The sequence below is a fragment of the Moorena sp. SIO4A5 genome, assembly GCF_010672005.1.
In the GTDB taxonomy this organism is placed as follows: Bacteria; Cyanobacteriota; Cyanobacteriia; order Cyanobacteriales; family Coleofasciculaceae; genus Moorena.
On sequence record NZ_JAAHHZ010000063.1, the window covers coordinates 1 to 21587 of the forward strand.

Annotated in this window: 27 protein-coding genes and 1 pseudogene; 11 read left to right on the top strand and 17 right to left on the bottom strand. The window is 43.3% G+C overall.

Annotation, left to right across the window (positions count from 1 at the left end):
- The first annotated feature begins 632 nt into the window (after positions 1-632).
- Both F6K57_RS19655 and F6K57_RS19660 read left to right on the top strand, forming a co-directional pair.
- Positions 633-1583, top strand: a complete 951-nt coding sequence (locus F6K57_RS19655) for a hypothetical protein (RefSeq protein WP_293070069.1) — start codon at positions 633-635, stop codon at positions 1581-1583.
- A 245-nt stretch (positions 1584-1828) separates the two neighbouring features.
- On the top strand, positions 1829-2890 hold the full coding sequence (locus F6K57_RS19660) for a catalase family protein (protein ID WP_293070071.1): 1062 nt from the start codon (positions 1829-1831) through the stop codon (positions 2888-2890).
- A gap of 49 nt (positions 2891-2939) precedes the next feature.
- Here the strand turns inward: F6K57_RS19660 and F6K57_RS19665 are convergent, their stop codons facing one another.
- The 5 genes from F6K57_RS19665 to F6K57_RS19685 all read right to left on the bottom strand — a co-directional run bounded on the left by F6K57_RS19665 (position 2940) and on the right by F6K57_RS19685 (position 8213).
- Entirely contained in the window at positions 2940-3719 is a 780-nt protein-coding gene (locus tag F6K57_RS19665; protein WP_293070073.1) for a hypothetical protein, read from the bottom strand.
- Positions 3720-3780: 61 nt separating this feature from the next.
- Entirely contained in the window at positions 3781-5247 is a 1467-nt protein-coding gene (locus F6K57_RS19670) for a hypothetical protein (protein WP_293070075.1), read from the bottom strand.
- 121 nt (positions 5248-5368) lie between these two features.
- The gene (locus F6K57_RS19675) at positions 5369-6577 is read right to left on the bottom strand and encodes a hypothetical protein (RefSeq protein WP_293070077.1); all 1209 of its coding nucleotides are present in this window, start codon (positions 6575-6577) and stop codon (positions 5369-5371) included.
- 366 nt (positions 6578-6943) lie between these two features.
- Positions 6944-8026: an ABC transporter ATP-binding protein gene (locus F6K57_RS19680; RefSeq protein ID WP_293070079.1), complete on the bottom strand. Its 1083-nt coding sequence runs from the start codon at positions 8024-8026 to the stop codon at positions 6944-6946.
- Positions 8019-8213, bottom strand: a complete 195-nt coding sequence (locus tag F6K57_RS19685; RefSeq protein ID WP_293070081.1) for a hypothetical protein — start codon at positions 8211-8213, stop codon at positions 8019-8021. The genes F6K57_RS19680 and F6K57_RS19685 overlap by 8 nt, the downstream gene beginning before the upstream one ends.
- An 84-nt stretch (positions 8214-8297) precedes the next feature.
- On the opposite strand from F6K57_RS19685, the gene F6K57_RS19690 reads away from it, so the two are divergent.
- A complete protein-coding gene (locus tag F6K57_RS19690; protein ID WP_293070083.1) occupies positions 8298-8519 on the top strand; it encodes a hypothetical protein in 222 nt (73 codons plus the stop codon).
- Here F6K57_RS19690 and F6K57_RS19695 read toward each other — a convergent pair.
- Positions 8504-8917, bottom strand: a complete 414-nt coding sequence (locus F6K57_RS19695; protein WP_293070085.1) for a four helix bundle protein — start codon at positions 8915-8917, stop codon at positions 8504-8506. The two genes, F6K57_RS19690 and F6K57_RS19695, sit on opposite strands and share 16 nt — an antisense overlap.
- A 112-nt stretch (positions 8918-9029) precedes the next feature.
- On the opposite strand from F6K57_RS19695, the gene F6K57_RS19700 reads away from it, so the two are divergent.
- Entirely contained in the window at positions 9030-9200 is a 171-nt protein-coding gene (locus F6K57_RS19700) for a hypothetical protein (protein ID WP_293070087.1), read from the top strand.
- Positions 9201-9291: 91 nt separating this feature from the next.
- Here the strand turns inward: F6K57_RS19700 and F6K57_RS19705 are convergent, their stop codons facing one another.
- The 3 genes from F6K57_RS19705 to F6K57_RS19715 are packed head-to-tail and all read right to left on the bottom strand — an operon-like array spanning position 9292 to position 12382.
- Positions 9292-10170, bottom strand: coding sequence for a carbohydrate ABC transporter permease (locus tag F6K57_RS19705; protein ID WP_293070089.1), 879 nt, complete (start codon positions 10168-10170; stop codon positions 9292-9294).
- On the bottom strand, positions 10170-11051 hold the full coding sequence (locus tag F6K57_RS19710; RefSeq protein WP_293070091.1) for a sugar ABC transporter permease: 882 nt from the start codon (positions 11049-11051) through the stop codon (positions 10170-10172). The genes F6K57_RS19705 and F6K57_RS19710 overlap by 1 nt, the downstream gene beginning before the upstream one ends.
- A gap of 59 nt (positions 11052-11110) precedes the next feature.
- Positions 11111-12382 carry an ABC transporter substrate-binding protein gene (locus tag F6K57_RS19715; protein ID WP_293070093.1) on the bottom strand — a complete coding sequence of 424 codons (1272 nt, stop codon included), beginning with the start codon at positions 12380-12382 and terminating at the stop codon, positions 11111-11113.
- Between the two features lie 13 nt (positions 12383-12395).
- Between F6K57_RS19715 and F6K57_RS19720 the strand changes: the two genes are divergently transcribed.
- Positions 12396-12569 (top strand): hypothetical protein, encoded by a 174-nt coding sequence (locus F6K57_RS19720; protein WP_293070095.1) that lies wholly within the window; start codon positions 12396-12398, stop codon positions 12567-12569.
- Here F6K57_RS19720 and F6K57_RS19725 read toward each other — a convergent pair whose 3' ends face one another.
- Entirely contained in the window at positions 12570-12740 is a 171-nt protein-coding gene (locus F6K57_RS19725; protein ID WP_293070097.1) for a hypothetical protein, read from the bottom strand.
- A 417-nt stretch (positions 12741-13157) separates the two neighbouring features.
- Here F6K57_RS19725 and F6K57_RS19730 point away from each other — a divergent pair, with 417 nt between their 5' ends.
- Positions 13158-13700, top strand: coding sequence for a hypothetical protein (locus tag F6K57_RS19730; protein WP_293025880.1), 543 nt, complete (start codon positions 13158-13160; stop codon positions 13698-13700).
- Between the two features lie 406 nt (positions 13701-14106).
- On the opposite strand, the gene F6K57_RS42080 is transcribed toward F6K57_RS19730, so the two are convergent.
- Together F6K57_RS42080 and F6K57_RS19740 are read right to left on the bottom strand one after the other, a co-directional pair.
- The gene (locus F6K57_RS42080) at positions 14107-14244 is read right to left on the bottom strand and encodes a hypothetical protein (protein ID WP_364303576.1); all 138 of its coding nucleotides are present in this window, start codon (positions 14242-14244) and stop codon (positions 14107-14109) included.
- Between the two features lie 291 nt (positions 14245-14535).
- On the bottom strand, positions 14536-15444 hold the full coding sequence (locus F6K57_RS19740; protein ID WP_293039572.1) for an MBL fold metallo-hydrolase: 909 nt from the start codon (positions 15442-15444) through the stop codon (positions 14536-14538).
- Positions 15445-15958: 514 nt separating this feature from the next.
- Here F6K57_RS19740 and proB point away from each other — a divergent pair.
- Positions 15959-17074 carry a glutamate 5-kinase gene (gene proB / locus F6K57_RS19745; RefSeq protein ID WP_293070101.1) on the top strand — a complete coding sequence of 372 codons (1116 nt, stop codon included), beginning with the start codon at positions 15959-15961 and terminating at the stop codon, positions 17072-17074.
- Here proB and F6K57_RS19750 read toward each other — a convergent pair.
- From F6K57_RS19750 to F6K57_RS19770, 5 genes are all read right to left on the bottom strand, one after another.
- A complete protein-coding gene (locus F6K57_RS19750) occupies positions 17071-17211 on the bottom strand; it encodes a hypothetical protein (protein ID WP_293070103.1) in 141 nt (46 codons plus the stop codon). The genes proB and F6K57_RS19750 overlap by 4 nt on opposite strands.
- Before the next feature lie 35 nt (positions 17212-17246).
- Positions 17247-18287, bottom strand: coding sequence for a glycine betaine/L-proline ABC transporter substrate-binding protein ProX (proX, locus tag F6K57_RS19755; RefSeq protein ID WP_293070105.1), 1041 nt, complete (start codon positions 18285-18287; stop codon positions 17247-17249).
- Positions 18288-18616: 329 nt separating this feature from the next.
- The gene (locus tag F6K57_RS19760) at positions 18617-18994 is read right to left on the bottom strand and encodes a DUF433 domain-containing protein (protein ID WP_293039564.1); all 378 of its coding nucleotides are present in this window, start codon (positions 18992-18994) and stop codon (positions 18617-18619) included.
- Between the two features lie 53 nt (positions 18995-19047).
- A complete protein-coding gene (locus F6K57_RS19765) occupies positions 19048-19608 on the bottom strand; it encodes a cold shock domain-containing protein (RefSeq protein WP_293070107.1) in 561 nt (186 codons plus the stop codon).
- On the bottom strand, positions 19605-19763 hold the full coding sequence (locus F6K57_RS19770) for a hypothetical protein (RefSeq protein WP_293070109.1): 159 nt from the start codon (positions 19761-19763) through the stop codon (positions 19605-19607). Before F6K57_RS19770 ends, F6K57_RS19765 begins: the two co-directional genes overlap by 4 nt.
- 451 nt (positions 19764-20214) lie before the next feature.
- Here F6K57_RS19770 and F6K57_RS19775 point away from each other — a divergent pair.
- The 4 genes and pseudogenes from F6K57_RS19775 to F6K57_RS19790 all read left to right on the top strand — a co-directional run bounded on the left by F6K57_RS19775 (position 20215) and on the right by F6K57_RS19790 (position 21585).
- Positions 20215-20422: pseudogene (locus F6K57_RS19775) on the top strand (hypothetical protein).
- A gap of 360 nt (positions 20423-20782) precedes the next feature.
- A complete protein-coding gene (locus tag F6K57_RS19780) occupies positions 20783-21046 on the top strand; it encodes a hypothetical protein (protein ID WP_293039561.1) in 264 nt (87 codons plus the stop codon).
- A gap of 12 nt (positions 21047-21058) precedes the next feature.
- On the top strand, positions 21059-21358 hold the full coding sequence (locus F6K57_RS19785; RefSeq protein WP_293025898.1) for a hypothetical protein: 300 nt from the start codon (positions 21059-21061) through the stop codon (positions 21356-21358).
- Positions 21359-21441: 83 nt separating this feature from the next.
- Positions 21442-21585: a hypothetical protein gene (locus F6K57_RS19790; RefSeq protein ID WP_293070112.1), complete on the top strand. Its 144-nt coding sequence runs from the start codon at positions 21442-21444 to the stop codon at positions 21583-21585.
- Positions 21586-21587 lie beyond the last annotated feature (2 nt).

A 21587-nucleotide genomic window follows, 5' to 3' on the forward strand; every position in this document is an offset into this window, starting at 1 on the left:
TCCCTATCTCCCTATCTCCCTATCTCCCTATCTCCCTATCTCCCTATCTCCCTATCTCCCTATCTCCCTATCTCCCTATCTCCCTATCTCCCTATCTCCCTATCTCCCTATCTCCCTATCTCCCTATTCCCTGTTCCCTAAAATGTAGAAATTGTGTACCTCATAGCTATGATAATTTCTATAAGTTTTTACGAATAGCCATTCTGTTATCTATCCACAGGTGCGACCCGTGGCGAATTTAATTCTTAATGGGTCAAGCGCACCTTAAGATTTTCGTAACTGCTTTGCTCCTGATTGTTACTGTACTTCTTAATTATGCAAACCGCCGTAAATTAACTTAACTTAATTTTTATTAAAGAAAAAGGTACCCTTAAGGGTACTATGAAATCTAGATTCAATTCGAGATTATATAAATGTGTTGGTCATCTATCAAACACGGTGTGCCACACCGGAACAGGATTAGATATCTAAACACTGGCGGAGATTTGACCTCTACTGTGGTTGGTGTAAACCTGTCATAGCAAGTCGAATCCGTGAGCCAAGAATCCCCGTTTTTTGAGAGCGGGGAGTATCAAAGTACGATTGCCGTACTGTATTTAGCGTGTCAATCATATGACAGGAGTGCAAGTTAAATGTTTTCTCTAGGTTCAACAACTCAAGTCGGGGACTTTCGAGTCGATACTGATTACTTAGTTACCGATGTAAATGGCGATGGTCAGTCTGATCTAGTCGAGCTTTGGAATGATACAGATAGTTTCTTTGCTGCTACTTGGATTAGTAATGGTCAGGGTGGATTTAACTTCGGCGGTAATACCAGAGTAGGGGACTTTCGAGTCGATACTAATTACTTAGTCACCGATGTAAATGGCGATGGTGAGTCTGATCTAGTCGAGCTTTGGAATGATACAGATAGTTTCTTTGCTGCGACTTGGATTAGTGATGGTCAGGGTGATTTTGACTTCGGCGGTAATACCAGAGTAGGGGACTTTCGAGTCGATACTAATTACTTAGTCACCGATGTAAATGGCGATGGTGAGTCTGATCTAGTCGAGCTTTGGAATGATACAGATAGTTTCTTTGCTGCGACTTGGATTAGTGATGGTCAGGGTGAATTTGATTTCGGCGGTAATACCAGAGTAGGGGACTTTCGAGTCGATACTGATTACTTAGTCACCGATGTAAATGGTGATGCTCAGTCTGATCTAGTCGAACTTTGGAATAATACAGATAATTTCTTTGCTGCGACTTGGATTAGTGATGGTCTGGGTGGATTTAGCCTCGGCAGTAATACACAAGTAGGGGACTTTCGAGTCGATACTGATTACTTAGTTACCGATGTAAATGGTGATGCTCAGTCTGATCTAGTTGAACTTTGGAATAATACAGATAATTTCTTTGCTGCGACTTGGATTAGTGATGGTCTGGGTGGATTTAGCCTCGGCAGTAATACACAAGTAGGGGACTTTCGAGTCGATACTGATTACTTAGTTACCGATGTAAATGGTGATGCTCAGTCTGATCTAGTTGAACTTTGGAATAATACAGATAACTTCTTTGCTACTACTTGGTTAAGCATTGCTTAACCATTAACGTAGTAAGCTAACCTAGGGTGGGCAGTGGTTGAGAGAGATTAGATTAGCAAGCCAATGAAATTACTAGACACTGCCCACCTAAAAACTAAATACTTAAAAAACAAACGATAAAACTAAATACTACTCCCTACTCCCTACTCCCTACTCCCTACTCCCTACTCCCTACTCCCTACTCCCTATTCCCTACCCTGATGCTATAATACTAAAAAGCCAAAGGAGTAAAAGAGGCGACAGCGATGACTAAATTAGAAATTGGTCAAGAAAACGTACCGCCGGATGAAGAAGAAGCTACTCGTGAAATTGCTCAAATCAGTGAACGACTTATTGACAAACATCCTCCTGTAAAACGGGGAGAACATCCCAAAGCTCATGGTTGTGTTAGAGGAGAATTTATCATTGACCCTAACCTCCCTAACGATGACAAGATTAGAGTAGGTATTTTTAAAGAACCAGGAAAGCGTTTCCCCGCTTGTATTCGCTTTTCAAATTTCAGTGAGCAGAAGGATACCAAAGGTGATGCCCATGGTATGGCGGTTAAACTGATGGGTGTACCAGGAGACAAAGTCTTGGAGGATGAAAAATATGAAGAAACCCAAGACTTTTTGCTAATAGACCACCCCCTTTTCGTAGTTCGCAATGCCAAAGACTACATTGAGTTTTTTGCAGAAATTGAACGTTCTGGAAGCCGGAATCCCATAAAGTTTTTCATAACTGGACTTAATCCATTTAAATGGCGCTGGCGTGAGATCCAGATCGGACTACGGATTCGGTTGTCTAAGATTCGCAGTCCATTAGAATCTCAATATTGGAGTACAACTCCATACAAATATGGGTCAGGAGCGATTAAATTTTCCCTGAAGCCTTCTCCTGATAATATCTCAACTAGTTCTAAGTCGATTCCTAAAACAGAAAACTATCTCCGCGACGCAATCCGAGAACATCTCAACAATAAAGAAGCTTGCTTTGATTTCTTAATTCAGTTTCAGACCGATGCTGATAAGATGCCAATTGAAGACCCCACCATCGATTGGAAATCACCCTATCAAAAAGTAGCTACTCTCAAGATTCCTGCTCAGGCTTTTGAATCTCCTGAGCAAATCAAATTTTGTGAGAATTTGTCCTACACCCCATGGCATTCTCTACCAGAGCATAGACCTTTAGGGGGAATTAACCGTCCTCGCAAGCAGGTTTACGAGTTAATTTCTCGGCTACGAAACCGACTGAATAATGTCCCCCATAAAGAACCGACAACAGAAGAATTTTTCTCGATTTTTCCCCTAGACGTCTTGCCGAAGTAGGGAGTCGGGAGTTGGGAGTCCCTACTCCCTATTCCCTATTCCCTATTCCCTATTCCCTATTCCCTCGATCTGGGTGACCAAACCATGTCCATTGGCGATCGCTAGGCATATTGTCTTCTATTGTTTGTACAACGTCTGCCATGGTTCCGTCTTTGGCAACCCAACCGCCATCGATATCTGGGAAATCGAGCCGACAGTTCTCGCACTTTTTGTCATTGTAAAAGCGGATCGGACACCAGAAAGATTCGACATTCCTCAACATTTCAGCACCAAGGGAATACACCCCAGTCATCCAGTCACAGTAAAGGCACCAAATCAGATCATGACCAACTAAGCCTTCAAACTTCTGGCGACTGACATTGACCCATTCATTGTGCTTGTAACTTGGGAAGCCCAGTAACCAGATTAGGAATGGATACAAGGCTATTTCAGCAAGGCGAATCAAAAAAAACACTGGCAGACTGACCGCTGTCACCCATAATGCCAAGTGGTTTCGCCACCAGCCAAACCGCTGATTGAGGTAGCTAACAATTCTCGGTCCTTTTACTGCCTCAGAATGGACTAATTCATGAGCAACAATCCACAACTGTAGCGCTAGTATTTGACCCACTAGGGCAGCCAAAACCCCCATCCAGCCTACAAGTAGTCCACTGATCACCCAAGGAATCCATACTATCACTGATAAGATCATGTCCAGCCCAGGGGCTTGGATAAAAAACTCAGAGATAGTCTTGCCTAGCTTACCGAGCTGAGGCATTACGGTTAACACGGAGATCAACCCAATTCCCAGAGAAAAAACTGCTGCAAAGGTTAGAGCAAATGGAATCATAGTTTAGATGCACTATTTAGATGCACTATAGTAGTTTTGAACAGGTCTGGCATTGGACAATTTAACCACAATTAACCATAAATTGCATGGCGGTGATACTTGGCATAAAAAAGTATCCACCCCCCTTGACGGTTACAAATCGAGGTAGGTTATTAATTCGTTTACGAATCAGTGAACGCTGAATGGTCATATGACCAGAACCGTCATTATCTCCGATGATCGGGTCTTTGTTATCATATAAACTGTTAAATCGAGGATTGTTACACCAAGTTTCCTGAAGAAACTCAAATTGACGCCTAATGTTAGCATTAATACTGAAGAAATGTAGTCCCCGGGGCTTGCCATCATCCTCGATATCCACAGGCAACTGACCGTTTTCGATATCATCGATGGGGAATAGAGGTTCTCCGTAAATAGCCCCCCGTCGAATAATCCGATGCCGATTGGATAGTTTAAAGGAATCCTCTGGGGTGGCATCTAGAAAGGAATCTCTGGGGTTGCTACGACGGATGTGAGCACCGATGGGGCAACGATAACCCTCCTTATCTTCTGGTAAGTACTTGAACTGATTCTTATCCTGAATCTCTGGGTTATCCTGGTCTGGGGCAAGCACTAGAGGGGTACCACTGGGCCAACGTCCTACTAATTTAGCGGCAAGCAAGCTCATGGTTGGAGCATGGGGACAACCTTCGCCATCATGTCCTTGTTGGGCAATATATTGCCAAAAGCCAGCTACATCCTGGGCTAGCTTCCGGTATACCAGGTAAGTTCCATGACGTCCGAAATCTTTGAACTCTGACAGCTCTGTACCTGGAAAACTGGGCAAGATGTTATCACTATCCTGGTCTACTGGCACAGATGGGGTCGCAGGCAAGAAATCGTATTGATTTGGATAGCCCAGGATAAACTCTCCAGTCTTAACCACATCTTGATTAGGGTTTTGGTTGTTTCGAGTCCCCTCAATGATCGGCTGGGAAATACTGTCGTTAAAGCCAAAATGCTCCTTATTACTAGGAGCTCTAAACCCAGGCTCTTCTGCCACAACCACTAGACTATCGTCTTGATCTTGAAGCAATTGGTTGCGCCGCTGGGCGAGGCTTTCGGGGTCTAATCCATAAAGGATCAACAGCATATGAATCTCTTCATTATTTGCTCCACCGACATCCCATTGATCTGGAGCGCTTTCTGCCGTATCTCCTAATATACGAGAACGTTTTGAAGTAGCTATCCCTTCGATTAATTCCCTGGAAAATGTTTCGAGAGTGTGCTGTGGTAGGTTAAGAGCTTGCAATCCTTTGTGGGTAAAGGCAATATTCAAGGTATATTCAGGTTTTTCGGTGGTTCCATCTGGTCGTTTTGGCCACAATTTACCTGTAGTGATTTCCGGGATAATAGTGTTTAACCATGCCTGAGCTTGTTTAGGGTTCTTGATTTGAACAAATAAATATAAGGCATAGCGCAGATGCCCATAACCACTCAATATAATTCCCTGAATATCTTCCCGTGCTTCTGGGGTTAATTCTAACATGGTCACTTCCCTCGTTTCTGGGTTTAGAGTTACAGAGTTATCTCTGAGTTATCGCTGCATCCAGCTGACGATTAATTATTCTATTCAGTAGATCTATCAACAAACTGTTATAAACAAACCGTTAGAGCAGTTTTAACCATTCCTCAATCGCAGCTCTATTAAAATTTGTCCCGATCATTTTGCTAATTTGTTGGTCTCTCAAACTAGTTTGGACAGTTTGCTCAGGATAGGCACTGTAGTAGAATAGGGATGGGGTTTGGTAATCTCGGAAATATTGTTTGAACGCCCCAATATCCTGAGCGCCTCCCTCTGGATAAGTCATTGTATTGTTCCAAATGGAGTTTAATCCGTCGCTGGCTCGATCAACAAAATCATTCAGATAATTATCCCAGGAGCCATCATAATTACTTAAAAATAGTAAACGCTTCCCTTCATCAATAATCAGCCAACGGGCAAAATGAATTGTAGTGATATTAACTAGGGATGCTGGTGGAAATAGATATTGTCCAGCCCAATTAACTAGAAATAATACTATCTTCAGACGCTTGATTCGCTCAGGCTTAATGTCTACAAGGTGATTCATTGAGTTCTGGACAAAACGATCTTCTGCGTTGGCCAGAAGCTGACTTTGAGCGAGATCAGCTTTCACACTAGTATATTGTCCAATTTCACTTCTATTTTCCGGTTTGCCCAGTATGCTAGCCAGAAAATTTATTATAACCAACAGGATTTCGCGAATTAGGTTCAAGGGATATTGAACCATATCTACCAATCCTCTCAAGATCTTTAATCCATTCAATCCCACAACTTCCCACCAAGTATTAGTTTGAGAAACCTGGGCAACTTTATCTAAAAATGGCTTGACTCCTGAACAATCTAGGTAGTTAGCTACATCCTTGAGATTTAAGAAATTTTCAATATGTTTCCGAATTGCGATGTAGTTCTTGAGGCTTTCGACTGTTTCATTACGAAAGGCGATGTAGAAGGCTTCGGGCTGATAGGAGTGTTGGTTAATAAACTCAGAGAATTGTGGCTTGCCGGTATAGCCTTGGCATTTTTCCCATAGGCTATCCATTCCTGGTGATATCTGAATTATTTCATTTAGGTAGCTATCTAATTCACCATCATAATTGCTGGAAAAGAGCAAGCGCGGTCCATTATCAGGATCATTGAGGATGGCAAAACGCGCCAAGTGGGTGTTACGGCTCTCAGGAAAGCGAACATAGGGATTATTTGCTGGATCCGAGTCAATGGCTTCGAGAATTGATTTTAGAGCTGGCTCTTCTCCAGGCTTGATCTTGACAATAACAGTCAGGGGGTTTGGGGACATTTTGCCCTCCCTTTAAAGAATGATTAATTAATAATGGGGTTTGGTCGAAACTAAGTTTATGGTTTAGCTTACGGTTTAGCGATCGCGTTTAACCCTATCTAGCTTTAGACTAGATAGCATTTACGAGTTGATGTCACTGTAACTTGATTACAATCATCATTAATTATACCCTATTTAGTTTATCAAGATTAGTTTTCACTGTCAAAATATAAACATTGTTTACATTACTCTCCTCTGGTCGCTGCCCTCTCCTTGCTAGGGCTACATTTTCTACATATTTCTTAATATTTTTAGCTAATTGTTTCTGCTATACTCGGTAAAGTTAGGGTAAAATGCAATGCTCTCAAAGAGCCGCTACGCGATTCTCTAAAGAGACGCTAAGCGAACACATGTTTCACTATCAAACCAGTGAATCGACTGGGGTGGTATAGCCAGGGTAACCTCTTCTGTTTCCCAAGTTAAATTATTTGGTAATAAGGCTCGGATGCTGAGAGAGTCTGACCCCTTAACTCGAACACTAATTAAATTATGCATCCCTAGATTTTCCACCAGGTAGATTCGACCCTCAATCCTATATTTATCCTCAGGTTGAGCTAGAGCCAGATCTTCTGGACGGATACCTAGAACAATCTGTGGCGGAACTTGAGGCAAATTTGGCAAAGAAATTTTGACCTGACCCAAGAGGGCATAATTCCCCTGACAGTGAAGTGTCAGTAAATTCATTTGGGGAGAACCGACAAAACTAGCCACAAACTGATTTGCTGGCTGGTTGTAAATGCCCTGGGGTGTATCTAGCTGTTGCAGCTTACCCTCAGATAACACCGCAATCTTAGTTGAGAGGGTCATCGCTTCCGTTTGGTCATGAGTCACATAAACCACCGGTGCCTTTTGAGCAACAAATAGCTGCTTCAAATCTGCCCTAACTTGCTCTCGCAGCAAAGCATCCAAATTACTTAGAGGTTCGTCCAACAAAAACACAGCCGGTTGGCGCACCAATGCCCTGCCCAGAGCCACCCGCTGCCGCTGACCACCAGATAGCTGACTAGGCTTACGCTCCATCAAATTTTCCAGTCCCAGTTTATTCGCTACCTCCTGCACCAGGCTCTGAATTTGGTCAGAAGGGACTTTATGGAGTTTCAGACTAGCTGCCATATTGTCATATACGGTCATATGAGGATAGAGAGCATAGCTTTGGAAAACCATAGCGATATTGCGATCGCCTGGTCTGACATGAGTAACATCCCGTCCATTGATAATTACTTTGCCATGGGTGGGTTGCTCTAATCCAGCAATGAGTCGCAGCATCGTAGATTTACCACATCCCGATGGCCCAAGTAGGGTCAGAAATTCTCCTTCATCCACCTCTAAGCTAATGTCTTTAACTGGGATGACGTTACCCTTGTTAGTCTTGTAGATTTTATTAATATTATGTAGCTGTAGTTTAGGCATACCATTTGGAGGTTTGGAGGTTATTTGGTTGAAGGTTGTTCGCGTAGCGTGGCCAATAGGCCAAGGTTTGGAGGTTGAAGGTTGGGAGGTTGGGAGGTTGAAGGTTGGGAGGTTGGGAGGTTGGGAGGTTGGGAGGTTGGGAGGTTTGGAGGTTGAAGGTTGAAGGTTGTTCGCGTAGCGTGGCCAATAGGCCAAGGTTGGGAGGTTGGGAGGTTGGGAGGTTGGGAGGTTGGGAGGTTGGGAGGTTTGGAGGTTAGCTGGTTGATGGTTGATGGTTGATGGTTTTGGAGGTGTGTGGGGAAAAGCGCGATCGCATTACTTCCGCCATACGGCACTGCCTCCCCAAGACCGCGCTAGATGGCTTTTGCAATTAGGCAAAATTCGCGGGAAAATTATACTCTCGTTCCATCTACCCATCAATGTTTACAATTCAGATGTAAAGAGAAACGATCTTAGGGGAGTCGAGTTTCAAAACTGTCAATCAATACGATAATTTCCTTCGTCCTCGCGGAGTCGGTTTTGATCAGGGTAGGTTTTCAGATATGCCATGAAGCCTGTAATTTGTCGGCTACACTTCTGACATAGATCAAATAGTTGTGTAAACTGAGATTGATGAATGTAACCAGCATCAAGAGCAACATAGGCTTGAGAACGTAGTTCACCCGCAGAGCCTTTAGCTCGACCTAAGAACTCAATAAAAAGACGTTGTGTCCGACTCTCAAAGCCCTCAGCAATATTTGACATGATAGAAACCGCTGCACGACGCATCTGGTTGCACAAACCAAAATCACGGGAAAACTCTCCCTCCTTTGACAGTGCGTAAACCAACCTTGTTAACTCCCGTGCTGTCTGCCATCCCTGAATTTCTTCAAATCGTTTTATCGTTCCCATAGTCTTCCACACTTAAAAAATTCAATCTTAAAAAATTCAATCTTATACCGAGTTGCATTCAAAGAGAGTAGATTGCTTGGATAGGGAGATAGGGAGATAGGGAGATAGGGAGATGGGGAGATGGGGAGATGGGGAGATTGGCGGAAGAGAAAGTTGTAGGTTTGACCCCAACTTGGTATTAAAACCTACCCTACAAAGAACCCTAAGGGCGAACAACCTCCAAACCTCCAACCCTCGAACCCTCGAACCCTCCAACCCTCCAACCTTAAACCTTAAACTTTAAACCTTCAACCTTAAACCTCTAACCTCCAACCTTCAACCTCCAACCCTCCAAACCTTCAACCTTCAACCTTCCAACCTTCAACCCTTAACCCTTAACCCTTAACTGCTCCCGATGTTAAACCTTGGACAATTTTACCTTGGAAAAACATTACTAATACCACTAGGGGAAATGTTCCTATAACTGTCATAGCAGCAATCGCACCGTAGGGAATCTCTTTCCCTATAGAACCACTTAACTGAGCGGCAGCAACGGGAAGGGTTTTCATGGATTCTTGGCTAATGAAAGTGAGGGCTAAAATAAATTCATTCCAAGCAAAAATAAAGGTAAGTATTCCTGTGGTTACTAAAGCTGGAACGGTTAGGGGTAACAAAATTTGGATTAGCATTTGCCAGGTGCTATAGCCATCTACTTTAGCAGCATCTTCTAGCTCTCGCGGTAGCTGTTGAAAAAAACTTCGCATCACTAATAGGGTGAGAGGAAGGTTGATAGCTGTATAGGAAACAATGAGGCTTAAATAATTATTTCCTAGTTGAAGAATCTGGATAATTTCCAGGAGTCCTAGGAATATCAAAATAAAGGGAAATAAGGTAATAATTATAATCCCGGCAAGGATGATTTTTTCTCCCCTTAGGGTTAACCGTGCTAAGGCGTAAGCAGCGGGAGTTCCTATCCCTAAACACAATAGTGTAGAAGCAATTGATACAAAGGCGCTGTTGAAAATATAGTGAACTAGGGGGCGCAGGGTAAATAAGTTTATATAGTGGTCAAGTGTATATCGCCTAGGGAAATAAATATTAGGAAGGGAAGAGATATCTTGGTTAACTTTGAGGGAGGTGAGGAATTGCCAAAGGAGTGGTGCTAGGCAGAAAATGACCAATAAGATGATTCCTAGGGGGAGGATGATTGGTTTGATAATGTTAATTTGTTTTGTTTTGGGTTGAGGAGATGATGAGTTAGGAATAGTAGTCATTAGTTCCGTGAGCTTAGCGCTATAATTACCACCGTGGTTACCAGTATCAAAAAGGTTACTACCACAAGGGCAGCACCATAACCAAAGTCTAGATAATCCATAACAGTGGTATAGATGTAGAGAGATACAACTTCTGTCGCTCCTCCGGGACCACCTCCAGTCATCACTTTGATCAGGTCGAAGACTCCGAATGCTTGGGCAAAGCGGAACAGTAGGGAAATTAGGATTTGGGGCGTCAATAGCGGTAGAGTAATTTGCTTGAAACTTTGCCAGGGTGTAGCACCGTCTAGGGCATGGGCTTCGTATAGGTCTTGGGGAATAGACTGCAAGCCAGCTAGGAGTAAGATGCTGATGAAGGGTGTAGTTTTCCAAACGTCTGCGGCAATCACTGCCATCATCGCTGTTGTAGGGTATCCTAGCCAGTTGATTCCGTCTTCAATAATACCTAGACGCAGTAAGATATCATTCCAAACCCCAAACTGGTCATTAAACATCCAAGCCCAGACTAGACCGATCAAAGCAGTTGGCAATGCCCAAGGCAGGATGGCGATGGTGCGCACAATACCCCGTCCTTTAAAGGTTTGATTCAAAATTAATGCGATCGCAATTCCTAGCACCAGTTCCAGAGCAACAGATACTGAAGTGAAAATCACAGTATTCCAGAGACTGTGCCAGAAGCGACCATCCCCCATCATTCGCCCATAATTATTCAGACCAGAAAAGACCGGTTGTAGCTGTGTCCCTAGGTTCTTAGTGAACAAACTTAACCAGAACGAACGCAAAATAGGATAGCCATAGACTAGCAGGAGTAGTAACAATGCTGGTGTTACCAACAGCCACCCTGTCCTTTGCTCCTGTGCTGCTATCGGATCAGTTTTCATTCTTAATTCTTAATTCTTAATTCTTAATTCTTAATTCTTAATTCTTAATTCTTAATTCTTCATTCTTCATTCTTAATTCTTCCTTCTACCGACAACAGCCTACGAGTTTCATCAGCTGCTGCTTTCATCATTTTTTCAGCACTGAGTTTGGGATTAGTTAGCACAGCGTTGAGGTACCGTTGTAAAATATCCGATACCTGGGAATATTGGGCAACTGGTGGACGCAACACAGAGCCCTCTAACACCTCTAGCAATTTTGGATAGTAGGGATATTTCTCAACAATCTCTGGGTCTGCAAACAGCTTCCGTCGGGTTGGCAGATAGCCAGTTTCCAGAGTATACCGACGCTGGGCTTTCTCACTGGTGAAATAGTCAATAGCCCTCCAGGCTTCCTCAGGATGTTTGGAAGATTTAGCAATTCCCAAACCCCAACCTCCTAAGCAAGAACCAGGTTTGCCACCAGGACCATGAACCATAGGGCTAATGCCAATCTTGCCTTTGACGTTTGAACCCTCTTGATTTGCTAATGACCAAACATAGGGCCAATTCCTCAGAAATACCGCATCCCCATTTTGAAACAACAGTCGTGTTTCTTCTTCCCGATAGGTAGTGACACCAGGGGGTGAAATCCCTTGTTTGATGGTGCTGCGCAGAAACTCTACAGCTTGAATCGCTTCCGGTTTATCCAAACCCACTTCCAAGGTTTCCGGGTCAACCCAGAAACCACCAAAGCCTGCAAGTATCTCCACAAACATGGCTGACAACCCTTCATATTGACGACCTTGCCAAAGATAGCCCCATTTTGGATCATGGTTTTCCTGCAATTGTTGGGAAATGCTGACCAACTGCTCAAAAGTTTTTGGGGCTTGGAATCCAGCTTGCTCTAGCAAATCCTTACGATAGTAAAGCATACCACCATCGGAACGGAATGGTATGCGGTATAGTTTCCCCTGGTAGCGTCCTGAATCAACTGCTTTATCCAGAAATTCCTTTAAATACTCCTTAGTAACCCGGTCTGATAGGTCTAGTAACCACCCTGCAGCGGCAAATTTAGGAGCCCAAATCACGTCCATGTTAATCAGGTCATAGGGTGAGTTTCCTAAAATGAAAGCCGACGTATAGAGGTCTTCTGTTAAGTCAGAGTTTAATGGTCCTTCGATCAGTTCCATTTGAATATCTGGATTCTCTGCCTCAAAATTCTTGACCAGTAGTTCCTGCCAATAGGAAAATTCCCCCGCTCCCATCAATAGGGTGAGTTTCACAGGGTGCTGGGTCAGTGCTGGTAGTGCCCAAGACTGGGACAGGATCACACTGGCAAGCAGAATTCCCAAAATAATCAGGATTATGACAGGTCTAAGCAGTTTAGTGAAACCTTGGCCTAATTTTTTGCTCTTTGTCATGGGAGAACTGCTATATAGGAATCCTAAATCAATTGTGAGAATTTTTGATCTGAAGTTCCCTACTCCCTACTCCCTACTCCCTGTTCCCTTTGCTATAGACAACCAAGGTCGTCCTTAATCAGCGCGTCGCAGCATTCATCAGTTTACCATCAACTATCCGACTCTGTAGGAGATTCATACAGATCGGCTTTGCTCCGAGCAAAACTATGGGCAAGCTCAGAAGAGCAAAGATAATTGTTGATAACACGATTGGTGTCAGGAAAGATTTATCGAATGTAGATTGGTTCATGATTAAATGCTTACCTTAAACAAGTTCTAGTACTGGTCGTGAACTCAATGGCTAGGTAAAATTACAGGCCCCGTAGCAGGTATTTTCCTGCTTTTTGCTCCGTACACAAATAATCTACCGATCTGGCCAAGAGCAGTCGATAACTAAAAGTTAAGGAAAGTTATGGAGTTGCCCTCGGATTGGACTTAAATCAAACATGAGGTATACCCAATCCCTAACATAACGCAGAGGCGATCGCAAACCCCTGAGCTTCAAACTAGGACAAAACGCTGGCTATAAACCTACTGTTAAAAACCAATGAAAAGCAGACATGATGAGCGTTTTTATTTGGCATTTTTTATTTGGCATTTTTGAGTTTCAATGCCACACAGCGGTACTAGTCATTAAGTTCTACGTAGCTATCCTAAGGGAGTAATTGTGAACGGATCTACAATCCAAAAATTCATCTTGGCACCAGTATTCATTTCCACTACACTCTTTTGTATCTTCACCTTACCTGTAGCCATATTTGGTGAAGAGTCCCTCACCATCCGCATCCAAGATGAACTATTTTTCCATGGTAAGGTCAAGGATGCGGCGGCTCCTTACTTGGGACTAGCGATGTTAATCAGTTTGGGAGTAGGTATATCTAATGCTACTGTAGCTGGGTGGCAGGACTCTTCCCGGAAGTCAGCTACCATTGAGTCTGAGTTAGACACTATCGAGCAAGCTCTTCAGGAAAAGGAAAAGTTAATTCAACAACTACAAGTTTCAACATCCGAGCTGAACACACAGAAGCAACAGAAGCTAGATAATGTGGTTGCTTATCAAGAAGTAAAATTTGCTGATGCTGCCAGCGTACCGATGGCAAAGAAGGTTTCTGGGACCGTGGTCATGGAGAAACCGATAACAGTTATGGAACCGTTAATGGAACCGTTAGTAGTTACCCAGCAACCAGTGCTTGAAAACCTAGGGATATGATGGCAGCAGAGAAACGTAAAAGCTGCAATCTATCAGTTTGCCTCTGCTCAAACTTTCTTAGGCTACACCAAGGGATGCAGTCGGCCAAAGGGTGGAACCCCCATTCGCGATGGCATCAAGAATACTTCTGATGCTTCTGAACCATCCACAAGCATCAGAAATCCTCAAGTTCTGGTGAAAGAAATTGTGCTAGTTGAAGCACTCCAAAGTCAAAACCAAAACCTATCGGCTCAGCTAGAATCTCTCCAAACATCTCTAAAAGCAGCACCCCAAGTCTCTGAGCAAGCTAAAGTTGCAGCCTATAAAATAAGTAAGCATTCAGCATTCAGCATTCAGCATTCAGCATTCAGCTATTTGGTATCAGCTATTTTGTATCAGCTATTGGCCAAGCTACGGAAACAGCTTTTTAATAAAAGAAGCTGACGGCTGACCGCTGACCGCTGACCGCTGACCGCTGACCACTGACCACTGACCACTGACCACTGACCGCTGACCGCTGACCGCTGACCGCTGACCGCTGACCGCTGACCGCTGACCGCTGAATGCTTACAAAATATCAGCAGCACTTTATAGGCGGTCTTTACTTTAAAAAGACCGCCTATGACTATAAGAAGCATGTGATGTTAATTACAGTTAATCACTTTTCAAGTCAGTTATTTTATGACAGTTAATTGTTAATTAGTAATTGGCAATTTTATTTTTAGATATAGCGTTGATCATACTGTTGTTCATGCTTATGAGGTAAATTCAATTTATTTCCCCCTACTCCCTACTCCCTACTCCCTGCTCCCTAAAACCCAGCATTTTGTACCTCACGACCTTGAAAATTGCTATATTAAACTTTGCTCAGAGGCATTTTCCCATCCTTAACCTCAAGCAGATGTGACCCAGAAGATTGCACTAGCTCAATTTCCAGACCTTCCCGCGCCATAATCGTATTAGAAAACTCCTTAACAGCCTGTTCTCCGATATGGTCCAAAACATCATCATTATGCAGGGGGTCATGATGGAAGATAACCAATTTTTTGGCATTAGCAGCTCGAGCAACATTAATAGCTTCCTGCCAGGTGGAATGTCCCCAACCCATTTTGCTTGATACCTCAGAGTAGTATTCTTCATTAGTGTAGGCAGCGTCGTAAATCATCACGTCCGCATGACGGGCCAGCCGCAGGACATTTTTATCTAAACCCTCTTCGAGATGTTCTGTGTCAGTGATGTAGGCAGCTGAATAGCCTCGCCAGTTAACTCGATAGCCAACGGCTTCACCAGGATGGTTCAAGGGCGCATTTTCTACCGTAATCTCACCAATCTTGACTGTTTCTCCGATCTCAAGGTTATAGAACTTCTTTTTCGATTGCATAATTTGCAAGGGAACTGGAAAATTTGGGTGGGTCATCTGATCAGTTAGACGATTCTCGATGGTCGCACCGTTAGGTGCGCAGGTGCCATAAATATGGAAACAATTCTTTTTAATAAAGGCAGGGGTAAAGAAAGGGAAACCCTGAATATGATCCCAATGAGAGTGGGTAAAAAATAGATGAGCTTCTACCGGCATCTCCTTGAGTAGAGACTGTCCCAAAACTCGCAACCCTGTGCCACCATCAAAAATTAGACGCTCATGACCAACTCGCATCTCTATACAAGGTGTGTTGCCTCCATACCGAACTGTTTCTGGTCCTGGACAGGCAATACTACCTCTGACGCCCCAAAAACGAATAGTGAATAAGTTGTGGGTATTAGACATAATTTTTCCTTGCAGGCTTTTGCAGTTAGTTCATCAGTGACGGCTGACTAAGAGGATGTCAGTGTATGGTAATCCAGGAAGGGGAAAAGGTAAAGCTAGAATAGTCAAGTACCCTTGGCCCAATTCCTATTTACCCTTAGCTTTGATAGCTAGAATTCAAGCACATTGCACAGGAGGCCTTAGCACAAGCGTCAGACTAATAATCACGAAGGATTTCACCTGGATTGTTACTGGTTAGAGGTGATTAGATGACTGAATTACCCTGTTGTGGTAGGGTGTATCCGTTATACAAAGTAGCTCAAGTTTACCAGTATAGTTCATCAATGCTGCTAGCAAGTACTTCTTATTCCTATGATTCCCAAAAGCGTAGCAATATTTACCTGAATGTGTTGTAGGTTACACAACCAAAGTATGTGATTTTGATCACATACTTGGCAGTGGTACCAGAGGAAAACTACACCTGACATAGATTCCCCCTCGGAGGTATGATCAACAGAAACCAGATTAATCACCAATGACCAATCAAAAGATAGTTGTCAAAGTCGGCACATCTAGTTTAACTCAACCAGCAACAGGTCAGTTGGCCCTATCTACCATTGCTGCCCTAGTGGAAACCCTGACTCGGCTGCGTTCTGAAGGTCATCAAGTGGTACTGGTTACCTCTGGCGCTGTGGGGATTGGCTGTGGGCGACTGGGGTTAACATCACGACCTAATACACTCCCTCTCAAACAAGCGATCGCAGCGGTTGGTCAAGGACGGCTGATGCGGATATATGATGACTTATTTAACAACCTCAACCAACCCATTGCTCAGATTCTCCTCAGCCGCCGAGATTTTGTACAGCGTAGTTGCTATGTTAATGCCTATGCTACCTTTCGGGAACTACTCCAGCTGGGGGTGATCCCAGTGGTGAATGAAAATGATACTGTAGCCGTAGATGAACTGAAATTTGGCGATAACGATACCCTTAGCGCCCTAGTAGCTAGTTTGATTGAATCGGATTGGTTGTTTTTACTAACTGATGTGGATAGACTTTACTCAGCAGACCCCCGTAAGGTACCGGATGCTGAACCGATTATTTCAGTCAACAGCATTGAGGAGTTAACTGAACTAGAGGTACAAGCTGATGACTCAGGCTCTGGTTGGGGCACTGGTGGGATGGTAACCAAAGTTGCTGCTGCCCGAATTGCTACTAATGCTGGGGTTAGAACTGTAATCACTGAAGGACGATGTCCGGATAACATTGAAAGAATTTTACAGGGAGAATCCCTGGGCACCCAGTTTGCCCCCCAAACTCAAACCAATAAAGCCCGCAAACACTGGATTGCTTACAGTTTAGTGCCAGCCGGGAAACTTTATCTTGATAATGGAGCGCTCAAGGCAGTTTATGATGGGGGCAAATCTCTCTTAGCGGCTGGTATCACTGCCATAGAGGGGGATTTTCGCTCATCAGATGCCGTAGAGCTATGTGATAGCAATGGTACGGAAATTGCTAGGGGACTGGTGAACTACAACAGTAATGAATTACATAAGATTCGAGGGCATAAATCCGAACAAATCCTGACTATTTTGGGTTACAAGGGGGCAGAAACTGTGGTTCATCGGGATAATTTGGTACTGATGAATTAGGGAGTAGGGAGTAGGGAGTAGGGAGTAGGGAGTAGGGAATCGGGAATCGGGAATCGGGAATCGGGAATCGGGAATCGGGAATCGGGAATCGGGAATCGGGAATCGGGAAAAAATCTTGTGTACCTGATAGCTATCATAAACGCTATTATATAGCGGTGTTTTGAGGATAGTTTTAATTCGTGGCTGCCTTTTTTGCTGATTCTACCCAACTATCAAAGAGTTCCTGGTTTTTATTCACCCATTCTTCGGCATGGCGGCGAATATCTTTTGGGCTACTTTCACCATCTTGTACCAGTTTTTGTTGAGCATTCACATCCTCAATCGGAACCGTAATCAACTCAAACAGGCGTTTGGCAGCTGGATTGGCTGCTAAAAATTTCTTGTTTGCCATCACCCGAACTTTATCCACAGCAAAACCGACATTTTTTCCGTCAACAGTAGTATCTTTTTCTGTTATATTTTCCTGTTCTTTAGGGAGTGAAAGAAAAGGAACCTCTAATCTAATGGTATCTTCTCCTGGCTTTAATACTGTCACTGACCAGTGGGGAATATAGCTATAAAATAAAATGGGTTGTCCTTGTTTATAGCGACCCAATGTAGCTGCCAAGAGAACATCATAGTTGCCTTGGTCATGTTCAACGGTATCGCGCAACTTGTAAGCATCCAGCTGATGTTCAATTACCAACTCACACCCCCAACCTGGATTACAACCAGTTAAGTTGGCTTTGCCATCTCCATCAGAGTCAAAAAGTTTGGCAATCTTGGGGTCTTTTAGTTGTTCCAAATTATTGATTTTGTATTGTTCAGCAGTTTTTTTATCTATCTGATAGCTTTGCAAACCATCAGCAATAATTACCCCCACCTTTTCTAATTTTTGGTCACCACCGTTTTCTAAAAAGAATTTGGTGTGTAGTTTTTCCCAATGAACACTGTAGAAATCCACGTCTCCATTGCTGACAGAAATGTGTGCCAGGGGAATACTAAGTTGTTTTATTGCTGCAGGTTTATAACCAACTTTTTCCAATCCAATATTGATGATTTCGGAAACAAATAAGGCATAGGTGGAAACGGAGGATGCAGAACGGACCTTTACTCCTTTACCTGCTGTGGATTGACTCCCATTTGGGGTCTGTGCTCCACAGGCGATTAAACTGAAGCATAAAGCTGCTGCTAAAATAGCACAAATAAATTTATTAATTTTCCTGATGGTCATTTCTTTGATTCTATTTGATCAGTTGCTCTGGAGATGTTACAGCTAGATTTTCCATGAAATTCTGGTAAGGCGCAATGCTGACTACGGACCATAGGGTGGAATGGGCATGTTGGTGGCATGGGCATCTTGCCTGTTTCATTTCCGGGCGGGCATCCTGCCCACTCTACTGCTATTGATTCGCGCAGCGGGCAGGATGCCCACTCTACTGCTATTGATTAGACCTCTTGCAAAAGTATTTTTCTGATAGTATTTACGTCAATTCTTGTCCACTGTTCCCAGATCCGCTGTTCCCTGTTCCCGACAACTGCCGCGAAGTCTAATCAAGAAAATCATGCTTTCTCTGCGTGTCTTGCTTTCTGTTCCTGGAGTTTTGCCCACAACGCTTCTCGACCGGGTTTAGGGGGCATTGTTGCAATGCGAGCAAAGTGTTCTCGATTCCGCTCTTCCCAATACTGTCGGTTTTCCTGTTCCTCCTGCAAAATAGTTTCATACTCTGCTTCGACTTGGCTACGATTGTCTTCAATGTATGACAGCGCAGCGCTTACTTGTTCCTTACTTAGGTTAAGAACATCGCCAATAAACTTGGGTGGATACTGAGCCGTGACATAATCCATCACATCGTAGAGGGTGATGCGTGTTCCGGCAATGGTTAATCCCCATTCTGTGCGTATTACTATAGCTGTGTTTCTATTAGAAACTGGAGCCATATCCATCGCTTCCTTAATGTATCTCTATTTTACGGAGTGTTGGGCGGCTGTGGTTACCTTGGTGCTTTACGCCAACCATTTGCGATCGCTTCTGACTCCGTGCAAAACCACCTTTCTCCCTTGGATGGATCGATAACTGTCGATTCATAATCTTCCATGGCTGGAAGATGATACAACTTTTTGCCTGTTGTGACGGAAATATTGCCTTTTATCATACATCTTGGCTTCGTACTCGATGTGATTGGTGAGGGACTCGATGTGATTGGTGAGGGAGAACGACTAGGACTGAACTCGATTGTAAACAGTGCCATAGCAGCTAAAATTACGAGACCAAGAACGGTTTCGAGTAAACTTCTTTTCCTCGGTTTTCTTTTAGTTGGCAAAGGTCGAGGTGCAACACCTTGAATGGAGGCTCTGGCAGCGCGTATTTTGCCATCGGGTTCAGCAACTTGCTCGTATAAAATCCTATCTCCAACCTTTGGGCGACGACTTGCTCCTTTCAAAGCACTGATATGTAAGAAAACGTCTTTACCACCATCATTGGGTTTGATGAAACCAAAGCCTCTATCGTCTTTCCAGGTTATCAGTTTTCCTTGATGTAGAACAGGTTTCATATAACAGTCTCATGATCATGTGCATCATTTTTGAGTTTTCCCAAATGCCACGTGCTTAAAGCATCCCCTCCCAGCCCGTGAACAAACACCACATCGGCACTGGGCAATAAGTCCTGATAGCTTGAGATTTCAATCAAGCCCGTTAAATTACTCAAGGATTAGCCTCCAGTTAATTATATAGCATTAACTAGTAGATGCTTGAAACCCTATTTCGATTTAGTCTAACAAAAAAATAAAGGGAGTCGGGAATCGGGAATCGGGAATCGGGAGTCGGGAGTCGGGAGCAAAAATTATCACAATTTATTACTTTATCGATTTAATATTTCCGTTGCTATCGATAAAAATACTCCAAAAAAACGCGATTGACCATAGGTCACGCTACGCGATCGCTAACTAATCTTTCCTATTTTTACTGTTACCTTTTACCTGTTTTTTGTTTTTTTATTACATAACCGTACATTTTCTTTCAATACCTTATCCGAAAAAACATCTAAAACTTCTTGACAATTGAAATTATAATAGTTATGTTTATTTTTATAAAATAACAACTAATTGTTAACTATGTCCTACAACTTACGCCCTAAACCATAAAACAATCTTGATGAGATTAATCCTAGTAATTCTCATCATTAACATTCCAAAAAAAATACCAGATTAAGCACATTTTGAAAGGCTCCCGCCAGGCAATAAACAACACCATGTATACCCTTTATGCACGGGGTTACGCCCAAATTTACGAGTGGAGCCCCTTCAACCGACTGACATTCCTGGCCAATTCATCACGGTAATGACAAAGTATTTAATGCTGGGTTAAGGGCTTAAATTTTGGGGGGGTTTCCCTCCCTGGCCAAAGGCCAATCACATCGGATCACATCCGGATGGGTTTACAAAGTTGAGACATAAGTAACAATTCCTAGCCGTGGAACATAGTTCTGCGGCTACTTTTTTTGGGGTTAGTAAGTTGAAGGTTAGTAAGTTGAAGGTTAGTAAGTTGAAGGTTAGTAAGTTGAAGGTTAGTAAGTTGAAGGTTATTTGCTTGAAGGTTAGTAAGTTGAAGGTTATTTGCTTGAAGGTTAGATGGTTGTTCGCCTTTGGCGTTCGAGTAGGGTAGGTTTAAGGTTATGATGTTGTAGGTTATTAACAGGCTCAGCTGATCAACACAAGACCTCTTGAGGTGATCAACAAGTGTTCTATTGTGATTAATCCTTGGTGGGCAGTGCCTAGCAACCCGATGGCAAGCACATCAATCTGTCTGTTGCACTGCCCACCCTACATCTACTTAATAAAATTCTCCCCATCTCCCCTACTCCCTACTCCCCATCTCCCCATCTCCCCATCTCCCCACACTTCCCCTATTCCCTATTCCCTGTTCCCTGTTCCCTGTTCCCGATTCCCTACTCCCTGTTCCCTGTTCCCTACTCCCTACTCCCTCCGATAACAACTTTCAAAAATGAGAAAATACATCACTACTTTATTGCTGTTGCTAACATTATCCTTTGCCTTTGCTCCTCCCGCTGTTGCTTTCTCCTACTGCCGCACTAAGAATAACAACCGGATTTGTATCCTTAGCATCAAGCGGAGTGCTAAGTATCTATGGGAATATCGAGCATCAGTTAGTGTCAATGGCGTTGCTACTCCTATAGAAATATATAATTGTCGCAATCGTATTAGAGTTAAGAAAGACAGAACTGTTGTACTATTTCAACACAATGGTCCAGGGGAACTTATCTGTAGTATTTTGAAAAAATAGTTATAGGAAAGGGAACAGGGAACAGGGAATAGGGAATAGGGAACAGGAAACAGTGATAATAGCTGACTATTTCAGAACTGAAATTGATTGTTATAGTAGTCGAAGGAAAGGTTAAGATATCTTTCGACTCCCTACTCCCTACTCCCTACTCCCTACTCCCTACTCCCTACTCCCTACTCCCTACTCCCTACTCCCTACTCCCTACTCCCTACTCCCTACTCCCTTAGCT